Annotated in this window: 14 protein-coding genes; 5 read left to right on the forward strand and 9 right to left on the reverse strand. The window is 68.4% G+C overall.

The window, feature by feature from the left end:
- Nucleotide 1: 1 nt before the first annotated feature.
- The 4 genes from M2319_RS16870 to M2319_RS16885 form a co-directional block, all read right to left on the reverse strand.
- Complete coding sequence (locus tag M2319_RS16870) at nucleotides 2-1,258, reverse strand: efflux RND transporter periplasmic adaptor subunit (RefSeq protein ID WP_264602632.1); 1,257 nt, start codon at nucleotides 1,256-1,258, stop codon at nucleotides 2-4.
- A gap of 37 nt (nucleotides 1,259-1,295) precedes the next feature.
- Nucleotides 1,296-2,141, reverse strand: a complete 846-nt coding sequence (locus M2319_RS16875; protein ID WP_264602633.1) for a universal stress protein — start codon at nucleotides 2,139-2,141, stop codon at nucleotides 1,296-1,298.
- A 3-nt stretch (nucleotides 2,142-2,144) separates the two neighbouring features.
- On the reverse strand, nucleotides 2,145-2,765 hold the full coding sequence (locus M2319_RS16880; protein WP_264602634.1) for a flavin reductase family protein: 621 nt from the start codon (nucleotides 2,763-2,765) through the stop codon (nucleotides 2,145-2,147).
- Nucleotides 2,766-2,979: 214 nt separating this feature from the next.
- On the reverse strand, nucleotides 2,980-3,582 hold the full coding sequence (locus M2319_RS16885) for a superoxide dismutase (RefSeq protein ID WP_264602635.1): 603 nt from the start codon (nucleotides 3,580-3,582) through the stop codon (nucleotides 2,980-2,982).
- A gap of 114 nt (nucleotides 3,583-3,696) precedes the next feature.
- Between M2319_RS16885 and M2319_RS16890 the strand changes: the two genes are divergently transcribed.
- Complete coding sequence (locus M2319_RS16890) at nucleotides 3,697-4,347, forward strand: helix-turn-helix transcriptional regulator (RefSeq protein ID WP_264602636.1); 651 nt, start codon at nucleotides 3,697-3,699, stop codon at nucleotides 4,345-4,347.
- 28 nt (nucleotides 4,348-4,375) lie between these two features.
- Here the strand turns inward: M2319_RS16890 and M2319_RS16895 are convergent, their stop codons facing one another.
- Entirely contained in the window at nucleotides 4,376-6,511 is a 2,136-nt protein-coding gene (locus M2319_RS16895; protein ID WP_264602637.1) for a glycoside hydrolase family 3 N-terminal domain-containing protein, read from the reverse strand.
- Between the two features lie 161 nt (nucleotides 6,512-6,672).
- Here M2319_RS16895 and M2319_RS16900 point away from each other — a divergent pair, with 161 nt between their 5' ends.
- The 4 genes from M2319_RS16900 to M2319_RS16915 all read left to right on the forward strand — a co-directional run bounded on the left by M2319_RS16900 (nucleotide 6,673) and on the right by M2319_RS16915 (nucleotide 13,019).
- On the forward strand, nucleotides 6,673-8,487 hold the full coding sequence (locus tag M2319_RS16900; RefSeq protein ID WP_264602638.1) for an ABC transporter ATP-binding protein/permease: 1,815 nt from the start codon (nucleotides 6,673-6,675) through the stop codon (nucleotides 8,485-8,487).
- A gap of 13 nt (nucleotides 8,488-8,500) precedes the next feature.
- On the forward strand, nucleotides 8,501-9,748 hold the full coding sequence (locus M2319_RS16905) for a glucoamylase family protein (RefSeq protein WP_264602639.1): 1,248 nt from the start codon (nucleotides 8,501-8,503) through the stop codon (nucleotides 9,746-9,748).
- The gene (locus M2319_RS16910) at nucleotides 9,748-11,136 is read left to right on the forward strand and encodes a glycoside hydrolase family 15 protein (RefSeq protein ID WP_264602640.1); all 1,389 of its coding nucleotides are present in this window, start codon (nucleotides 9,748-9,750) and stop codon (nucleotides 11,134-11,136) included. Before M2319_RS16905 ends, M2319_RS16910 begins: the two co-directional genes overlap by 1 nt.
- Before the next feature lie 407 nt (nucleotides 11,137-11,543).
- The gene (locus tag M2319_RS16915) at nucleotides 11,544-13,019 is read left to right on the forward strand and encodes a class I adenylate-forming enzyme family protein (RefSeq protein ID WP_264602641.1); all 1,476 of its coding nucleotides are present in this window, start codon (nucleotides 11,544-11,546) and stop codon (nucleotides 13,017-13,019) included.
- On the opposite strand, the gene menC is transcribed toward M2319_RS16915, so the two are convergent.
- Genes menC through M2319_RS16935 form a run of 4 tightly spaced genes read right to left on the reverse strand, consistent with a single transcriptional unit; the run spans nucleotide 12,951 to nucleotide 17,903 of the window.
- A complete protein-coding gene (menC, locus tag M2319_RS16920) occupies nucleotides 12,951-14,021 on the reverse strand; it encodes an o-succinylbenzoate synthase (protein WP_264602642.1) in 1,071 nt (356 codons plus the stop codon). The genes M2319_RS16915 and menC overlap by 69 nt on opposite strands.
- Complete coding sequence (gene menB / locus M2319_RS16925) at nucleotides 14,021-14,869, reverse strand: 1,4-dihydroxy-2-naphthoyl-CoA synthase (protein WP_406682191.1); 849 nt, start codon at nucleotides 14,867-14,869, stop codon at nucleotides 14,021-14,023. Before menB ends, menC begins: the two co-directional genes overlap by 1 nt.
- A gap of 20 nt (nucleotides 14,870-14,889) precedes the next feature.
- Nucleotides 14,890-16,554, reverse strand: coding sequence for a 2-succinyl-5-enolpyruvyl-6-hydroxy-3-cyclohexene-1-carboxylic-acid synthase (menD, locus tag M2319_RS16930; protein WP_264602643.1), 1,665 nt, complete (start codon nucleotides 16,552-16,554; stop codon nucleotides 14,890-14,892).
- Nucleotides 16,551-17,903, reverse strand: coding sequence for an isochorismate synthase (locus M2319_RS16935; protein WP_264602644.1), 1,353 nt, complete (start codon nucleotides 17,901-17,903; stop codon nucleotides 16,551-16,553). Before M2319_RS16935 ends, menD begins: the two co-directional genes overlap by 4 nt.
- Nucleotides 17,904-18,018 lie beyond the last annotated feature (115 nt).

The following is an 18,018-nucleotide window of genomic DNA, read 5'->3' on the forward strand; positions in this document are numbered from 1 at the left end:
ACTATTTGGCCCCCGCGTCGTCGGCCTTCTGGGCGCTGCCGGCTTCTCTGTCGGTATCGGGGGCGGGCGTCACGCTGTCGGCGTCCACGGTGGTCGGGGAGACCTTGCCGCCGGGCTGCGCCTTCATCGTGCCGTTGGCGATCACCTGCTCGCCGGCCTTGAGGCCGGCTTCGATGATCCAGTCCGAGCCGTGCGACTCGCCGAGGGTGACGTCGCGGGCCTCCACCGTGCCGTCCTTGACGACATAGACCTGGGCTGCGCCCTCGGCGGTGCGCACGATGGAGCGTTGCGGCACCAGGATGGCGTTGTTGCGGACGGCCTGCTCGATGCGCACGCGCACATAAAGGCCCGGCAGGAGGTCGCCCTTGGGATTGGGGAATTCGGCGCGCAGGGTGATCTGGCCGGTGGTGGTGTCGACGCTGGCGCTGGAGAACAGCAGCGTGCCGGGCTGGGAATAGACGGTGCCGTCGTCGAAGACGAGGCGGACGCTGGCCTGGCCCGGCGCCGGGCTCGCCAGCCGGCCCTCCTCGACCGCGCGCTTCAGGGCGAACAGCTCGGAGGAGGACTGGGTAAAGTCGGCATAGACCGGGTTGATCTGCTGGATCAGCGCCATGCTCTGGGGACCGTCGGCGGTGACGAGCGCGCCTTCGGTGACGAGGGCGCCGCCGATGATGCCGGTGATCGGCGCGCGCACTTCTGTGTAGTCGAGATTGATGCGGGCCTCTTCCAGCGCGGCCTGGGCGACGGCAACCTCCGCGTCGGCCTGGGCAAGGGTCAGGGCAGCGGTGTCGTAGCGCGCGTCCGAGATGACCTTGCGTTCGCGCAGGGACTTCTGGCGATCGAACTGCTGGCGGGCCTCTTCGCGGGTGGCGCGGGCGCGCTTCAGGCTGGCCTCGGCGCTGGCCACGCGGACCTGGAACAGCTTGGGATCGATCCGGTAGAGGACCTGGTCCTTGTCGACCTTGGAGCCCTGCTTGAACACACGCTCCATCAGGATGCCGGAGACGCGGGCGCGCACCTCGGAGACCTGTGTCGGCGCAATACGGCCCGGCAATTCGCTGATCACCGGGACCGCCTCGGTCTTGATGGTGATGACGTCGACCGCCGGCGGGGGGGCGTTGCCCCACTGGGCGGACGCCGGCGCGACGGCCGCGGCCAGGAGGCAGAGCGACAGGGACAGGGCGCGCGCGGCCGTCCGGCCGGCGGGCACGGCCGGGCCGACGGGAGCGATGCGGGGGGTGGTGGAAATGCTAGGCATGGGCAATCCCGTGGGTGGTTCGGATCGGTCCGACGGCTCAATGCACGATGAACAGGGGGAAGGGGGCTTTCTGCAGCAGATGGCGGGTGACGCCGCCGAAGACTGCCTCAAAGGCCCGGCTGTGACTGTAGGCGCCGAGGACGATGAGATCGGCATCGACGGAAAGGGCATGGTCGAGGAGGACCTTGGCGACGGGGCGGCCGCCGGATTCAAGCTGGGCAACGGTCACCTGGACGCCGTGGCGACTGAGCAGACGCGCAACGTCCGCGCCGGGCTCCTCGCCATGGCGCGGGTTCTTGCGGGCGTCGACGACGACGACGGATACGGCCTTGGCCCGGCACAGCAGCGGCAGCGCGTCTGTGATTGCCCTGCGCGACTCCCGGCTCGCATTCCAGGCCAACAGGATGTGCTCTCCCGTGTCGCGCCCGGATGCCGCCCAGTCGTCGGGAACGATGAGCAGCGGCACGCCGGTGTTGAACAGAATGGATTCGGCCGTTGCGCCGTTCGGATAATGCGATGTTCCGGATCCGAGTATAGCCAGATCGCTGTGCAGCGCGTTGAACAATACGTGATCGGCGGTTTCCAGGTCGCCCATGACCCGGAATTCGTAGCTGAGGTCGCTCGCCCCGAGCTCTTCGTCGAACTCCTTGTGGGCCTGCTCGACCACGGCCTTCTGCTCGCCCACATATTCCTTGATGACGCCGTGGATTGCCGCATTGCCGCGCACATTGGTGCTCGGAATCCTGCCGTCCCAATAGGAGGGTTGGAAGAACAGGCCGATCAGATGGGCGTCGTGGCGCAGGGCGAAACGCATGGCGAAGCGCAGGCGCGCAAGGCTTTCCGGGCGCGGATCTCCGAAAACGGCTACGGTCTTGTAGGGCATCGCTTATCCGGCTCCCTGCGGCGCGCCGATGTGGTCGCCGACGCGCGTGTACTGACGATCGTGCCAGAGCAGCGGCCTGCGGTCGCCGCACGTCTCCGCCCCTATCACGGCACCGATGAACAGAATATGCGAAACGGTGGCAATTGCAGCGATGACCTCGCAGTCGAGGGCAGTCACGGCATCGACGAGCTTCTGCTGGCCCGACGGCCACTGCTGCCATGCACCGAGCTCGAAGCGCCGCTCCTGGTCGATCCGGCTGGCGAAGGCCTGGCCGATGATACCCTGATCTTCGGACAGTACGGAATACGAAAAACCGCCGCTCTCGGTGACGAAATCGGCGAATGTGCTCCTGGCGTCGATGGAGACAAGGATCGTCGGCGGCGTCAGGGAGAGCGACAGCGCGGCCGTCACCGTGCGGCCCTGGCGCTCGTCGCCGAGCGTTGCCGCGACGACGCCGACGCTGGCCGCCGAGGCCGCCATGGCATCGCGAAAGCGCTGTTCGTCGACGGCGGGCCGGCGCGCCGGCCGCATGGAGACGGCGTTGACGATGTTGGAGCCCGAGGCGCCGAGGCCGGCGATGTCCGCGCACATGATGATCTGCTCCGCATCCGGTTCTGTCGGCACCTTGAGGCTGACACTTCCGGCGGGGGGCCGGGACGCGACCGCTCTTGTCGTGGCCTGCGTCACCGGCATTGCACTTTGGAGGAGTGTGTCGGTCGTCAGAGCGTTTCAGGCGACTACGGAACCGCCCGAAACGCTCTAACTTTTTGTTGTAACGCGTATTCTTATCCGAGAGCCGGTCTCCACCTGTAGCGGGTCTCCGGTTCGTGAATGCGCTCTAGCCGAGATTGGCTGCGGCGAACTCGTAATTGGCCAGCTTGTCGAGGAAGTTGGTCACGTAGTCCGGACGGCGGTTGCGGAAGTCCAGATAGTAGCTGTGCTCCCAGACATCGAGGCCGAGCAGGGCCTTGCCGTCGGTTCCGGTGATCGGCGGAACGCCGTTCGGGGTCTTGGCGACCTTCAGGCGGTCGTCGCTGCCCTGGACGAGCCAGGCCCAGCCGGAGCCGAACTGAGAGACGGCGGCGGCCTTGAAGGCCTCCTTGAAGGCCTCGACCGAACCGAAGTCGGTGACGAGACGCTTTTCCAGGGTGTCGGGGATGCGGCCGCCGTCCGGCGACAGGGCGTTCCAGAAATGGATGTGGTTCCAGTGCTGTCCGGCATTGTTGAAGACCGGCGCCAGGTCGTCCTTGCCGTTGACGAAGGCGACGATCTCTTCCAGCGACTTGCCCTTCAGGTCGTCGTTCTTCTCCACGAACCCGTTCAGCGCCGTCACATAGGCCTGGTGGTGCTTGCCGTGGTGGAGTTCCAGCGTCTCCTGGCACATGCCGCGCTCGGCGAGCGCGGAATAGGAGTAGGACAGGGCGGGGAGTTCGAAGGCCATTTCGGGGTTCCTTTTTGTTGATCGGATCGGCGGCCTTGCGTGTTTTCGACAGGCCTGCTAATTTTCCAAGTGATGACTTTAAATATCGAAGCACGTAATATGTCAAGTGAAAACTTGGAAAATGTCGGATGGTCGCCGCGCAACGCCTCGGATCGGATCCTGGCGGCGCTGAAGATGCACGGTGCGGAGACCTCGGCGGCGCTCGGCAAGAAGCTGGGGATCACCGGCGAGGCAGCGCGCCAGCAGCTCGTGCGGCTGGCCGACCAGGGACTGGTGGAAGCGACGAGCGAGGCCAAGGGCGTCGGTCGCCCGAAGCAGCTCTGGCACCTGACGGACGCGGCCCAGTCGCGCTTTCCCGATACCCACGCGAACCTGACGACGCAGCTCCTCAGGATCATCCGCGACCAGCTCGGCGAGGCGGCGCTCGACAGGATCATCACCATTCGCGAGGCCGAGACGCGGGCGTGCTACGAGGCGAAGCTGGCGGACAAGAGCGACCTTGCCGACCGGGTGGCCGCGCTTGCCAGGCTGCGCTCCGAAGAAGGCTACATGGCCGAATGGCGCCGGCAGGCCGACGGGTCGATCCTCTTTGCGGAGAACCATTGCCCGATCTGCATGGCGGCGACGGCCTGCCAGGGCTTCTGCCGTGCCGAGCTGGAGGTCTTCCGGGCCGTGCTCGGCCCCTCAGTGGAAATCGAGCGCGCCGAACACATCGTCAAGGGCGGGCGCCGCTGTACCTATGTGATCCGGGAAAAGGGCGCCTAAGGCGCGCCTGGCCGAACGTTCCTAACGCTCAGTCGAGCCGTATGGTCGCCGATTTGAGGGCCGCCGGGTCGGCGGAAAATCCCACATGCAGAATGACGTCGCCGGGCTCCACGAGCGGTTTCAGGTCGGCGCCCGGATAGGCGAAGGCATCTCGGTCCAGCCAGAAGGTGACGGCGTGGGTTTCGCCGGGCGCAAGTTCGATGCGGGCGAAGTCCTTCAATTCCAGCACGGGGCGCGCGATCCGCGCCACCGGGTCGGTGAGGAACAGGAACACCACCGCCTCGCCGGCCCTTGCGCCGTCATTGGTGACGATCGTCTCCACCTCGACCTTGTCTCCCATCGTCACCGACGGCTCCGTCAGGCTGAACGTCGTGTAGGACAGCCCGGCGCCGAACGGCAGCAGCGGCGCGTTCGGCATGTCGAGATACTGGCTGGTGTATTTGTTGCCGACGACCAGCGGCCGGCCGCCGCGTCGGGCGGCGTAGTGGATCGGCACCTGGCCCACATGTTGCGGCCAGGTCACGGCCATCCGCGCCGTCGGATTGACCCGGCCGGTCAGGATATCGGCAACGGCTGGGCCCGCCTCGGTGCCCGGAAACCAGCACATGACGACCGCGGCGGCCTTTTCGAACACTTCCGGCATGACGATCGGCCGGCCGGCAAAGAGCAGCACGATGACGGGCCTGCCGAGCGCCAGCACCTTTTCGGCGAACGCCTCCTGGCGGCCGGGCAGGTCGATGCGGGCGCGGCTGGCGGCCTCGCCGCTCATCCAGCCGGCCTCGCCGATGCACAGGACGACGTGGTCGGCCTTGCGGGCAAGGTCGAGGGCCTTTGCCGTCTCGGCCTCATCGTCGCCGTTGCCGTCGATGGTGACGCCTCTTGCATGGTCGATGGTGGTGCCGGGGAGGGCGGCCTTGAGGCCCTCAAGAACGCCGACGGCTTCCGCGCCGCGGCCGGCGCCCGCCCAGGAGCCGAGCATGTCGTCGCGCGCGTCCGTCAGCGGACCGATCAGCGCGATGCGGCCGGGGGCCTCGTCCAGCGGCAGGGCGCCGCCCTCGTTCTTCAGGAGCACCATCGATTTCGCCGCAGCCTTCCTGGCGACGGCACGGCAGCGCTTCGTCGGCGGTGCCGGCTCCGGCGTCTCGTCCTGGCAGCGCCGATAGGGATCGTCGAAGAGGCCTAGGCGGTCCTTGAAGTCGAGCACCCGCAGCACTGCGGCGTTGAGGGTCTCCATGGTGACGCGGCCGCGCGACAGCGCCTCGTCGAGGCCCTTCTCATAAGCATAGGACACCATGTCGACGTCGACGCCGGCATTCAGTGCCAGCGCCGCGGCCTCGGCGAGATCGCCGGCAACGCCGTGCGGGATCAGCTCGCCGATCGCCCCGTAGTCGCTGATGACGAGGCCGTCGAAGCCCCATTCGCCGCGGGCCTTTCCGGTAATCAGCGCCTTGTGGGCGGTGAGCGGCAGGCCGCCGATGTCGGTGAAGGCCGGCATCAGGGCTGCAGCGCCCTCGGCGATGCCGGCCTGGAACGGCGGCAGGTAGACCTCGGCGAGTTCGCGTTCGGAGAGGTCGACCTCGGCATAGTCACGGCCGGCGCGCGAGGCGCCGTAGCCGACGAAATGCTTGACGGTGGCGACGACGCCGGAAATGGCGCGGCTGCCGTTGCGCCGGCCCTGGTAGCCGCGCACCTTGGCGCGGGCAAAGCGCATCGCCACCAGCGGATCCTCGCCGGGGCCCTCGACGCCGCGGCCCCAGCGCGGGTCGCGGGCGATGTCGAGCATCGGCGCGAAGACGAGATCGAGGCCGGCCTCTGCCGATTCCGTCGCCGCCTCGCGGGCGGTTTCCTCCCACAAAGCCGGATCGAAGGCGCCGGCCTCGGCGAGCGGCATCGGAAACACGGTGCGAAAGCCGTGGATGACGTCGAAGGCGAAGAACAGGGGAATGCCGAGCCGGGTCTCCTCCACCGCGATCTTCTGGGCGCGCCGGGCCGGGCCGCGGCCATAGAGATTGAAGATGCTGCCGACCCTGCCGGCGCGCAGCGCCCCGGTGACGTCGCCGGCGACGACGGGGCCGGTGACCGCATAGTCGGCCGAGAGCATGTTGAGCTGGCCGATCTTCTCGGCAAGCGTCATGCGGTCGATGAGGTCGGACGGAAACGTCATGCTGGCAGGCCCTTTTTTCGGTGATCCCCGGTTCTTTTTCGATACGAGGAACTCGCCCCCTCATAATTCATTCACCGCGCACTAGTTAAACTTCCTTCGCATCAGTGGGGTCGATTTTTATGGATAACCGCGACGAGACTGGGGCGCCGCGACGGAAGGGTGTGCGGCCCCCGGTCTTTGAGGAACGGCTCAGCCGCCAGCTCCTGACGCTGGCGCGCTCGATCAACGGGACGCCCGGGCGCACCGGTCTCTACGTGCTGTGTGCGTTGATCACCGGCGTCATCATCGCGACGGCGGCCGCCCAAGTCTGGCTCAACGCCTGGAACGAGCCGTTCTACAACGCCATCGAGAAGAAGGACCTCGACGGGTTTTTCACCCAGCTCGGCGTCTTTGTCATGATCGCCGCGGTGCTCCTTCTCCTCAACGTGGCGCAGCGCTATCTCGACATGACGATCGCGCTGAAGCTGAGGCAGATGGCCACCGGCGACCTCATTGAAAACTGGATGAGCCACAAGCGGGCGGCGCGGATCGGCCGCGCCGGGCAGATCGGCGTCAATCCGGACCAGCGCATCCACGAGGATGCCAACCACCTGACAGAGCTGACGACCTCGCTCGGCGTCGGGCTCTTACAGGCGACGCTGCTCCTTTCCAGCTTCATCGGCGTCCTCTGGGTGCTGTCGCAGGGCGTCGTCCTGAAGATGTTCGGCTACAGCTTCTCTATCCCCGGCTACATGGTCTGGGCGGCGCTGCTCTATGCGATCACCGGCTCGGCGTTCTCCTGGCTGGTCGGCCGGCGGCTCGTGAAGCTGCAGCAGACCCGCTACGCCCGCGAGGCGGACCTGCGCGTGGCGCTGGTGCAAGGCGCGGAGCATTCCGACGGCATCGTCCTCAACAATGGCGAGCGGCACAAGCGCGAGGCGCTGATCGGCGATCTCGACAAGCTGCTCGATGTGTTGCGCCGGATCGTCATGGCGACCGTCGGGCTGACCTGGCTCACCGCCGGCTATGGCTGGGTGGCGCTTGTGTTTCCGATCATCGTCGCCGCGCCGGCCTATTTCGGCGGCTCGCTCTCCTTCGGCGAACTGATGATGGTGGTCGGCGCCTTCAACCAGGTGCAGCAGTCGCTGCGCTGGTTCGTCGACAACGCCAGCACCATCGCCGACTGGCGGGCATCGCTGCTGCGCGTCATGAATTTCCGCCAGGCGCTGATGCAGATCGACGATTTCGAGGCCGGAGCGGAACGCTTCGAGCGCGTCGAGCATCCGCAAGGCCTCTTTGCCCTCGACGACGTGGTGGTGATGAGCGCGCACCGGCGGACCCGGGCCAGCGAGGCGCATCTGACCGTCAAGCCGGGCGAGCGGGTGCTCTTCACCGGGCTTCCTGGCGCCGGCAAGGGCATCTTCTTCCTGGCCATCGGCGGCCTGTGGAACTGGGGCAGCGGGCGCATCAGCCTGCCGCCGGCCGAGGACACCGTGTTCCTGGCGCAGCGCCCGTTCGTGCCGCCGGGCTCGATCCGCACCATCCTCACCTACACCAACGGCGTCCACCCGATGGACGACGATGACATGAAGGCGGCGCTGAAGCGGGTCGGTCTCGGCCATCTCGGCGACGCGCTCGACCGGGTCGAGCGCTGGGACCGGGAACTGACCAACCAGGACCGGCAGTTGCTGGCGCTCGCCCGCGTCCTCCTGATGAAGCCGAAATGGGTGTTCAGCGACGGCATGATCGACATGATCCGGGAGACCCAGCCCGACCTCATCCATGCCATCTTCGACGAGGAACTTGCCGGATCGTCCCTGATCAGCATCTACAACAAGCCGATCAAGAACGCGCTCTACGACCGGCTGGTGGCGCTGACCTCCGAGGTCGAGGGCGAGGCGGCCGAGCCGGGACCGGCGACCGCGACCGACATCCGGCTTGCCGACCAAGGTGGCGCCGTGGGGCCGGAAGGCAACCCGATCCCCGATCCGGCCTGAGGCGGAAGACCCCATGAAAACAGCGCAAAAGGGCGGGCCGCTCAGCGACGCCGAACTCTTCGCCCGCGTCCAGGAGCATACCTTCCGCTGGTTCTGGGAGCGGGCGGATGCGTCGTCCGGCATGGTGCCGGACCGGACTTCGTCGCGGGGGGGCATTGTCGCCACCGGCGGCACCGGCTTTGCCGTCATGGTGCTGATCGTCGGTGCGGAGCGCGGCTTCATTTCGCGCGAGGCGGCGCTGGAGCGGACGACGCTGATTGTCGCCACCCTGGAGCGTGCCGATCTCTACCACGGCGCCGTGCCGCACTGGCTCGATGTGCGGACCGGCAAGACCGAGCCGTTCTCGGAAAAGGACGACGGCGGCGACCTCGTGGAGACCGCGCTCCTCATGCAGGGGCTGTTGACCGCGCGCGAATATTTCGACCGCGACGAGGCGGCCGAGCGGGACCTGCGCGAGCGGATAAATGCCCTCTGGCACGCCGTCGACTGGCCGTTCTACAAGACGGCCGGCGACGATGTGCTGCTCTGGCACTGGAGCCCGAATTTCGGCTTTGCCATCGACCACGCGATCCGCGGCTGGAACGAGTGCCTGATCACCTATGTGCTCGCCGCCGCCTCGCCGACCCATCCGATCGACCCCGAACTCTACCATCGCGGCTGGGCGACGGGCCCCGTCTTCGTCAACGGCGAGACGGCCTATGGCGTGACGCTGCCGCTGGGCCCGCCGCTGGGCGGCCCTTTGTTCTTCGCCCACTATTCCTTCCTCGGCCTCGATCCGCGCGGGCTGGTCGACCGCTATGCCGATTATTTCCAGCAAAACCGAGGGCACGTGGAGATCAACCGCGCCTATTGCATCGCCAACCCGAAGGGTTTCGCCGGCTACGGGCCGGATTGCTGGGGCCTGACGGCGAGCGACAACCATCAGGGCTATGCGGGCCACTCGCCGACCAACGATTTCGGCGTCATCACCCCGACGGCGGCGCTTTCCAGCTTTCCCTACGCCCCTGAAGCCGCGATGGTGGCGATGCGCCATTTCCACGACGATCTGGGCGCGCGGATCTGGACCGACTGGGGTTTTGTGGATGCCTTTTCCGAGGAACACGACTGGACCTCAACCGAGCACCTCGCCATCGACCAGGGGCCGATCGTCATCATGATGGAGAACCACCGCTCCGGGCTCCTCTGGCGGCTCTTCATGCGGGCGCCGGAGGTGCGCGCCGGGCTAGACCGCCTCGGCTTTTTCCCGCCGAAGGTGGCGTGATGGCGGGGCTCGACGCCTGGATCGACGGGGAGGAGGCGGTGGCGCGGCGGAACATGTTGGCCGCCATCTCCGCGACCCATCTCGTCCATCGCCGGCCGGCCTTCGGGCAGGTTGTCCGCCCGGCGAAGGGCTCGGTGCTCGCCTCGCCGGTTTCCGCGTACTACGACCCCGATCCGGACTATTTTTTCCATTGGCAGCGCGATACGGCGGTCATTCTCGGCGCGCTCGTCGCCCTCATCGACGACGGAATTTTTGGGAAGGACGGTCACGAAACGATCGCTGACATCGTCCGCTTCACTCTGTCGCTCGATGCCCTCGACGGCAGGGCTATGGCCGCGGACCCTTCGTTCGGCGAGGCCGCGGCGCCGGAGGTGCGGCAATATCTGCGGTCCCGTGAGGAGCTTTCGGAGGTCCATGGCGACCGCGTGCGCATGGAGCCGCGCTTCAACCCGGACGGCACGCTCGACATCCTCGGCTGGGGCCGGCCGCAGATCGACGGCGTCGCCGCACGGGCGCTGGTGCTCCGCGACTACGGGAATCGTCATGGTTTTTCGCAGGATCTGCGCCGGCTCGTCGATGCCGATATCGATTTCACCCTGCGCCATGCCAGCATGGAGAGCGTCGACATCTGGGAGGAGCGGCTTTGCGCCGATTACTACACCCGCTCGGTGCAGGCGGCCCTGCTCGGGAGTGCGGCACGGGATGCGGGCGATCCTGCGCGAGCGGAGGTATTCGGGGAAGCGGCGAACCGGCTTGGAACTCTTCTCGACGCCCATTGGTCGCCGGAGCGCGCCTGCTACCGGGCGGCCGCCGGAACAGGCATTCCCGGAGACCGGGACATCGATTTCGCCGTCGTCTTCGCGGCGCTCCATAGCGGGCGCACCACCGGCCCCCATTCCATCGCCGATCCGCGCATCCAGGCGAGCTTTGCGACGCTCGCCGACATCTTCGCCGAGGACTACGCCATCAACCGCGGCCGGCCGGCACCCGCCATGGGCCGGTTTCGGGGCGACGTCTACCAGAGCGGCGGCGCCTATTTCTTCTCGACGCTCGCCGCGGCCGAACTCTTTTATCGGCTCTCCGCGCTGGCGGCGGAGGGCGGCCTCACGGCCACGTCTGAAAACGCCCGTTTTTTTGCGCAAACCGGCATTGAGGCGGTAATGGGCCATCGGCAGGTTTCAGACGCCCTGATCGCCCGCGGCGACGGCTTTCTCGACACGGTCAAGGCGTTCACACCCGCGGACGGCGCCCTGTCCGAACAGTTCGACCAGGACGACGGCCGCCAGACCTCGGCAAAACACCTGACCTGGAGCTATGCGGCTTTTCTCACTGCTGCTTCCGCGCGGCGGGAGGCCACGCGGTCAATCGGGCCGGCGTGCAAGGGCTAGCGTCCAGCGCCAAGAAAACCATTTCGATGGCATTGCGAGCTTAGCGACGCAATCCGGATCGGCGGAACAGCCAAGCACTGAATGGCGCCATGCCCTCCGTCGTCATCCCGGTCGGAGCGCAGCGGAGAGCCGGGATCCATTGCCCCTCTCGACGGCGTAGCCCGGTGCGGATTTCGCACGATGCCCGGCCCGGCTCACCCTGCCGCGAGACGAAAAAAGCGACATACCGCGCTGACAGGGGCAATAGGCCCCGGCTCGGGGGCCGGGGTGACGACGGAGGTCTTGGCAGGCCGGAGTGACCCGTTCGCAAGGTGGGCACCCGGCACGCCATGTGCCATCCGCTGCGCGCGACTGCCGGCTTGACCCGGTCGCCTGTGCGGCTTAAGCGATTGAAAAACAACGGCCCTATGGATTGCCGGGTCAAGCCCGGCAATGATGCCAGGTGGTGGGCTGGGTTGGAACCGTACGATGGCGGAGCGCTAGGGGACAGGCAGGGTGTGACCGACGATAGTGCTGAGAGCAGCCCGAGATGGACCGGTATCACCGCCCGAACTCTGTCGCGGCAGGCAGCGGCGGCGGCCGAGATGCTAAGCGACGCCGGCGCAGCGCCGGGCCGACCCGTCGCCGTCGTCACGACCTCTGCCGCCGCGATTGCGATCCTTGCCCATACCGCGCCGCTGCTGCCGGTGCCGCTGTTTCCCATCGACCCGAGCCTGCCGGACAACGTGATTGCCGATCTCCTCGACCAGGCCGGCGTCGATCTGGTTGTTGCGGACCGGCCGTTTGCGGGTCGGACCCATATCGCGACCGCAGACGTGCTTTCTGCTCCGGCCGGCGCCGAGGTTCCCTGGCGGGCGCCGGACGGCATTGCGCTCCTGATCGCCACCAGCGGCAGTTCGGGCCGGCCCAAGGCCGTGATGCTGACGGGAGCGGCGCTGGCCGCCGCCGCAAAGGCGAGTGAAGCCGCAACGCCGCTCGGACCCGGCGACGTCTGGCTCGCGTCCTTGCCGCTCTTTCACATCGGCGGCTTTTCGATCCTCACCCGCTCTGCCCTTGCCGGGGCGACGGCGCTGATCCATGAGCGGTTCGATGCCGAGCGGGTCATGGAATCTCTGAAGGCCGGCGGCGTCACCCATCTGTCGCTGGTGCCGGCGATGCTCTCCCGGCTATGCGATCGCGAGGCCTCACCTGCGACCTTGAAACATGTGCTCGTCGGCGGAGCGGCGCTTTCCGTCGACCTTGCCGAGCGGGCTGCCGGCCTCGGCTGGCCGATCCAGCCGACCTACGGCATGAGCGAGGCGGCGTCGCAGATCGCGACGCTGGCGAGCTTGCCGCGGCCGTGGCGCGCCGGCCATGTCGGCCCGCCGCTTCCCGGCGCCGAAGTGGCGCTCGCGGATGATGGCCGGATGAAGGTGCGTGGGGGAATGCTGATGGCGGGGTATGCCAATCCCGGCCTCGCGCCCGGCGACGGGCTTGAGGATGGCTGGTTCGTCACCGCCGATCTCGCCGAGATCGGGCCGGACGGCATTACCGTCCTCGGCCGCGCCGACGACGTCATCGTCAGCGCCGGCAAAAAAGTGCTGCCGGCGATGGTCGAGGGGCTCGTTTCGGCGTGTCCCGGCATCGAGACGGTGGCCGTCGCCGGCCGGCCGGATGCGATCTGGGGGGAGGTCGTGGTGGCGATCTATCGGGGAACGGCATTGCCGGAAGACGTGCTTTCCTGGTGTCGGGAGAATGTGGCGAGCGCGCTGCGGCCGCGGGCGGCGCTGAAGGTCGCGGCATTTCCGGAACTCGCCAATGGCAAGCCGGACCGCTCAGCCCTCAAACGCCTCGCCGCAAGCGACGACGTCGAGACCGAGGCCGGCACCTGCGGGAAGGACTAGACGGCCGTTTGCGATCGCCGGGCCCTCCGCCACGTCGCGCGTGAGCCAGCCGAGGGTGCCAAGGCCATGGACGGCGTTTTCGGCAAGGCTCGCGGCGAGGTGGGCGGCGGCCGTCACGCCGACGGCGGAATCGACCACCGAGGTCAGCACCAGCTCGATGCCGGCCGCGCGCGCCTTTTCGGCAAGGGCGAGGGTGGCGCGGATACCGCCGAGCCGGGCCGGTTTGACGACGAAGCGGCGGACGGCGCCGGCCTCCAGGAGCGCATCCGGGCCAAGCACCGGCAGGGACTCGTCGGCGGCGAGCGGAAAGGGCAGGTCCGCCTGGAGCGTTGCGAGCGCGTCCGGCGTCGGCTCGGCGAGGGGCTCTTCCACGCCGTCGATGGGCCAGTCGGCGATGGCCGTCAGGAACCGTCTTGCGTCCGCCACGCACCAGGCGCGGTTGGCGTCGAGGCGAAAGGCGAGGCGCCCCTCTGCCGCCTTGATGACTTTTCGTAAGCCGGCTAATTCATTTTCAACAGTGCCGATACCGACCTTGATCTTGGCGACGGCAAAGCCGGTCTTTGCCGCCGCTTCCGCCCGTGCGGCGCAGCCGTCGTCGAGGGGGCCGAGCGCTGCGTTGATGGCGACGCTTGATGGGGCGCCGGATCGTAGGTGCCGTGTGAGCGGCACCCCTTCACGCCGCGCTTCGAGATCGAACAGCGCTGTCTCGATGGCCCAGCGCACCTCCGGCACGGGCGATAGCTCGCTGCCATCGGCGAGCAGTTCCGCCGCCTCTCGGCCCTTGAGGATTCGCGCTGCGTCGGCCAATGCTTCGAAAGCTCTTGCATGGCCGTCCGTTCCCGAACTCGGCAGCGGGGCGCAGTCGCCCCAGCCGGTGATGCCGTCCTCTCCGGTTACGGCCAAAAGCTGGCCGCGGCGCTCGTGGAGCGTCGTGCGCGCGGCCGCCCAGGGCCGCACCAGCGGCAGGGCGTAGGGGTGGACGGCGATGCCGGTGACTGTCATCAGGGCCGGCGCGGATAGCGGGTGAAGTCTGGTTTGCGCTTTTCGTTGAAGGCGTTGCGGCCTTCCTGGCCCTCGGCGGTCATGTAGTAGAGCGCGGTGGCGTTGCCGGCGAGTTCCTGGATGCCCGACAGCCCGTCCGTGTCGGCGTTGAAGCCGGCCTTGAGGACGCGCAGCGCCGTCGGCGACAGCACCAGCATCTCGCGGCACCAGGCGACGGTCTCGAGCTCCAGCTCGGCGAGCGGCACGACAGCGTTGACGAGACCCATCTCAAGTGCCTGTTTCGCGTCGTATTGCCGGCACAGGAACCAGATTTCCTTGGCCTTTTTCAGCCCGACCGTGCGCGCCATCAGGCCGGCGCCGAAGCCGCCGTCGAAGCTGCCGACGCGCGGGCCGGTCTGGCCGAAGCGGGCGTTGTCGGCGGCGATCGTCAGGTCGCAGACGAGGTGCAGCACGTTGCCGCCGCCGATCGCCCAGCCGGCGACCATGGCGACGACCGGCATCGGCAGGGTGCGGATCATGCGCTGCAGGTCGAGGGCATTGAGGTGGTTGACGCCGGTGGTGTCCTTGTAGCCGCCGTCCTCGCCGCGGATCTTCTGGTCGCCGCCGGAGCAGAAGGCCTCGGTGCCGGAACCGCACAGGATCACCGCGCCGACGTCCGGGTCGAGCCGGGCCTTTTGCAGCGCGACCATGATCTCTTCCAGGGTCTCCGGCCGGAATGCGTTGTGGACGTGCGGCCGGTTGATGGTGATGCGGGCGATGCCCTCAAAGGTCTCGAACAGGATGTCGGAGAAGTCGGTGCCGGGAACGGGGCGCCAGTCGAAGGTCTCGGTGCTCATGGGGGCGGTCATGGGGGCTTTCTCCCTTGTCGTTATCGGGCGGCGAAGAAGGCGCGGAAGCGGGCGAGGCTGGCCGCGCGATCGATGGGCAGGCGGATGACGCTGGCGGCGGGTCTTTTCAGCGCCGCGAGGATCCCGGCGACGGCGGCGTCGTTGGAGGTGACGGTTTCGGCCTCGATGCCGAAGGAGCGGGCGGCGCCAGCGATGTCGAGGGTCGAGGGCGTCAGCCAGCCTTCCTGAAATTCCGGCAGCACGGTCTGCGGCAGATGGTCGAAGATGGCGCCGCCGCTATTGTCGAGGACGAGGATGGCGAGCGGCAGGTCGGCGCCGAGGGCAAGGGCGCCGAGGTCGTGCTGGAAGGCGAGGTCGCCGATAACGGCGACGGTCGGGCCGAACGCACTGGCGATGCCGAAGGCGGCCGACAGCGTGCCGTCGATGCCGCTGACGCCGCGGCTGCCGAAGAGGCGGATGCCGGAGGCGGGGCGGCCCGCGAGCCAGTCGAGGGCGCGTACCGGCAGGGAATTGGCCATGACGAGAGGCGTTGCGGCGGGCAGGGCGCGGACCAGCCGGCGCAGCACCGTTCCCTCGAAGGGGGTGTCTTCGTCGCAGGCTCGTTCCGCCGCCTCGGTGGCGGCCGCGTCGAGGGCCTGGACCTGTTCGAGCCAGTCGGCCGGTGCCGGCGGGCCGTTGAGGGCTCGGTAGAGGGCGGTGGCATCGGCGGTGAGGGTGTGGGTGGCCGTGCCTTCCGGGTCGGCGATCCGCGACGACGATCCGACGACGATCTGGGGGCGGCCGGCCGCCTTCTTCAGCCAGTCGGAGAGCGCTCGGGAGATCGGCGCGCCGCCGAGGCGCAACAGCCAGTCGGCGGGCGGTGCGTTGCGCGAAACCTGATCGGGATGGGCGAGGACGGTGGCGCCGGCGCGCGGGTCGAAACGCAGGCCCGAGAGGGCATCGGCAAAGACCGGCACTTGGAGGCGCTCGGCGAGGTCGAAGATCGCCGCCCGGCTTTCGGGGCCAAGGTCCTCCGTGCCGCAGACGATGGCGCCGCGGCCTTGGGCGATGACCTGTGACAGGGTATCGAGCGCTGCGGGCGTTGGTGCTGGCGCCGAGGTCAGGGTCTGCGCTGCGGGCGCACCGGGTTTGGGCGCAGCGATGTCGGCAGATGGCACCAGCGGCTCGCGCAGCGGCACGTTGATGTGTACGGGACCGAGGAGCGGGCCGAGGCTTTGGGCGACGGCGCGGGCGGCGAAGGGGGCGAGCCAGCCGGACTCCTCTTCGGCCGGCGGCAGTTGGTGGAAGGCGCGGGCGTGGCTGGAAAAGAGGCCGATCTGGTCCATGGTCTGGTTGGCGCCGCAGTTTTGCAGCTCCGGCGGCCGGTCGGCGGAGAGAAGGATCAGCGGCACGCGCGCCATATCGGCCTCGACAACGGCCGGCAGCCAGTTGGCGATCGCCGAGCCGGAGGTGGCGATGAGGACGACAGGCTTTTGCTCCGCCTTGGCGAGGCCGAGGGCGTGGAAGCCTGCCACCCGTTCGTCGAGGACCATGCGGCAGGCGATGGCGGGATGGCGGAGGGCCGCCAGCGTCAGCGGGGTCGAGCGCGAGCCCGGCGAGATGACGGCACGGGTGACGCCGGCGCCGGCAAGGCCGCCAATGAGCGCCGCAGCCCAGCGAAAGGTGACGTCGGCCGGATTGCTCATGGGTCGGAAAAGAGATTGAGGAGGGTGGAGAGCTTCAGGTCGGTCTCGGTCCATTCGCGCCCGGGATCGGAGCCCGCGACGATGCCGGCACCGGCCCAGAGCACGGCCGTGCGGTCCTCCACATAGGCGGAGCGCAGCACCATCGCCGCCTCGCCGTCGCCGTTGCGGTCGATCCAGCCGGCAACGCCGGTGTAGAGGCCGTCGCGGCCCTCGTTCATTTCGCCGAGCCAGTCGAGGGCGGCCTTGCGGGGGGCGCCCAGCACCGCCGGTGTCGGGTGGAGGCGCGCAACGACGTCGAGGAAGCCGGTGCCGGGCTTCAGCGTTCCGGAAATCTCCGTCCACAGGTGCTGGACCTGGCGCAGGCGCATGATGGCGGGTGCGTCCGGGCGCTCGACGGTGGCGCAGACCTCGGCAAGGGCTTCGGAGATGGTATCGGCGACGATGGCGTGTTCCTCGCGCTCCTTCGGCGAGGCAAGCAGCTCGGCGGCGGCCATTGCATCGGCCGCCCGAGAGGCGTGGCGTCGCGTGGTGCCGGCGAGCGCGGCGCTGGAGACCCGCGATCCGCGCTTCACAGCGAGGCGCTCCGGGCTTGCCGCCACCACATGGCCGGGGCCATGGGGCAGGCAGAAGGTCGCGCAGGAAGGGTGCAGCGTCGCCAGCCGATCGGCCAGCGCCCTGGCATCGGCGCGGCCGGCAAGTCGGACCGTCAGCTTTCTCGCCAGCACCGCCTTTGCCAGCCGTCCTTCGGCGATCGCCGCGGTGGTGCGGCGGACCCTGTCGGACCAGTCGGCAAGGTCGGAGCCGGGGATGCGGGCGGCGATCGCGGGAAGGGTTCTCTCGGTGCCACCGCCGAGAAGCGAGCGGGCGTCCTCCAGCCAGCGCAAGGCGGCGACGGGGACGGGCACGGCGCCCCTGAGGAGGCTCACGGTCAGGGTCGTGTGGCCGTCCGCGCGCCGCAGCAGCACGCGCGGCACCCAGAGTTCCGGCAGGGCCGGGTCGAGGGCAGGCGGCATGGTCCAGAAGGCGAGGGGCGGGGCGTCGATGTCGCCGAGGGCGGTCCAGGCCGCGCGATGGGCTTCGAAGGCAGCCGGCTCGGCAAGGGCGATGCGGAACGCCTCACCGGCCGCGTAAAGCGCGCAATCGCCGTCGGGCGACAGCCAGCGGCAGTCGCCGGCGGGGTGGATCGACGGCAGATCGTTCGGGAGCTCGACAGTCAGGCTGACGAGGTGGCCGGCGGGCACGGCCGCGATGGCGTCCATCGCCGCCGTAATCGCATGCTCCAGCCGCGCCAGCGGATCGGCGCGCGGGACGGGCTGGGAGGTCCGGTCGAGCAGATTCGGAACGGGCATGGGCGTTTCTGCGTGAAAAAAGCGTCCCAACCGCTTTACCCAGAAACGGGGGCAAGTGTCAAAACATGTTGACACATGCGACGTGACACCTCGCGTGGCGGGTCCGGGCTTGTTC

Origin of the sequence: Rhodobium gokarnense, from assembly GCF_025961475.1 — a bacterium.
Lineage (GTDB): Bacteria > Pseudomonadota > Alphaproteobacteria > Rhizobiales > Rhodobiaceae > Rhodobium > Rhodobium gokarnense.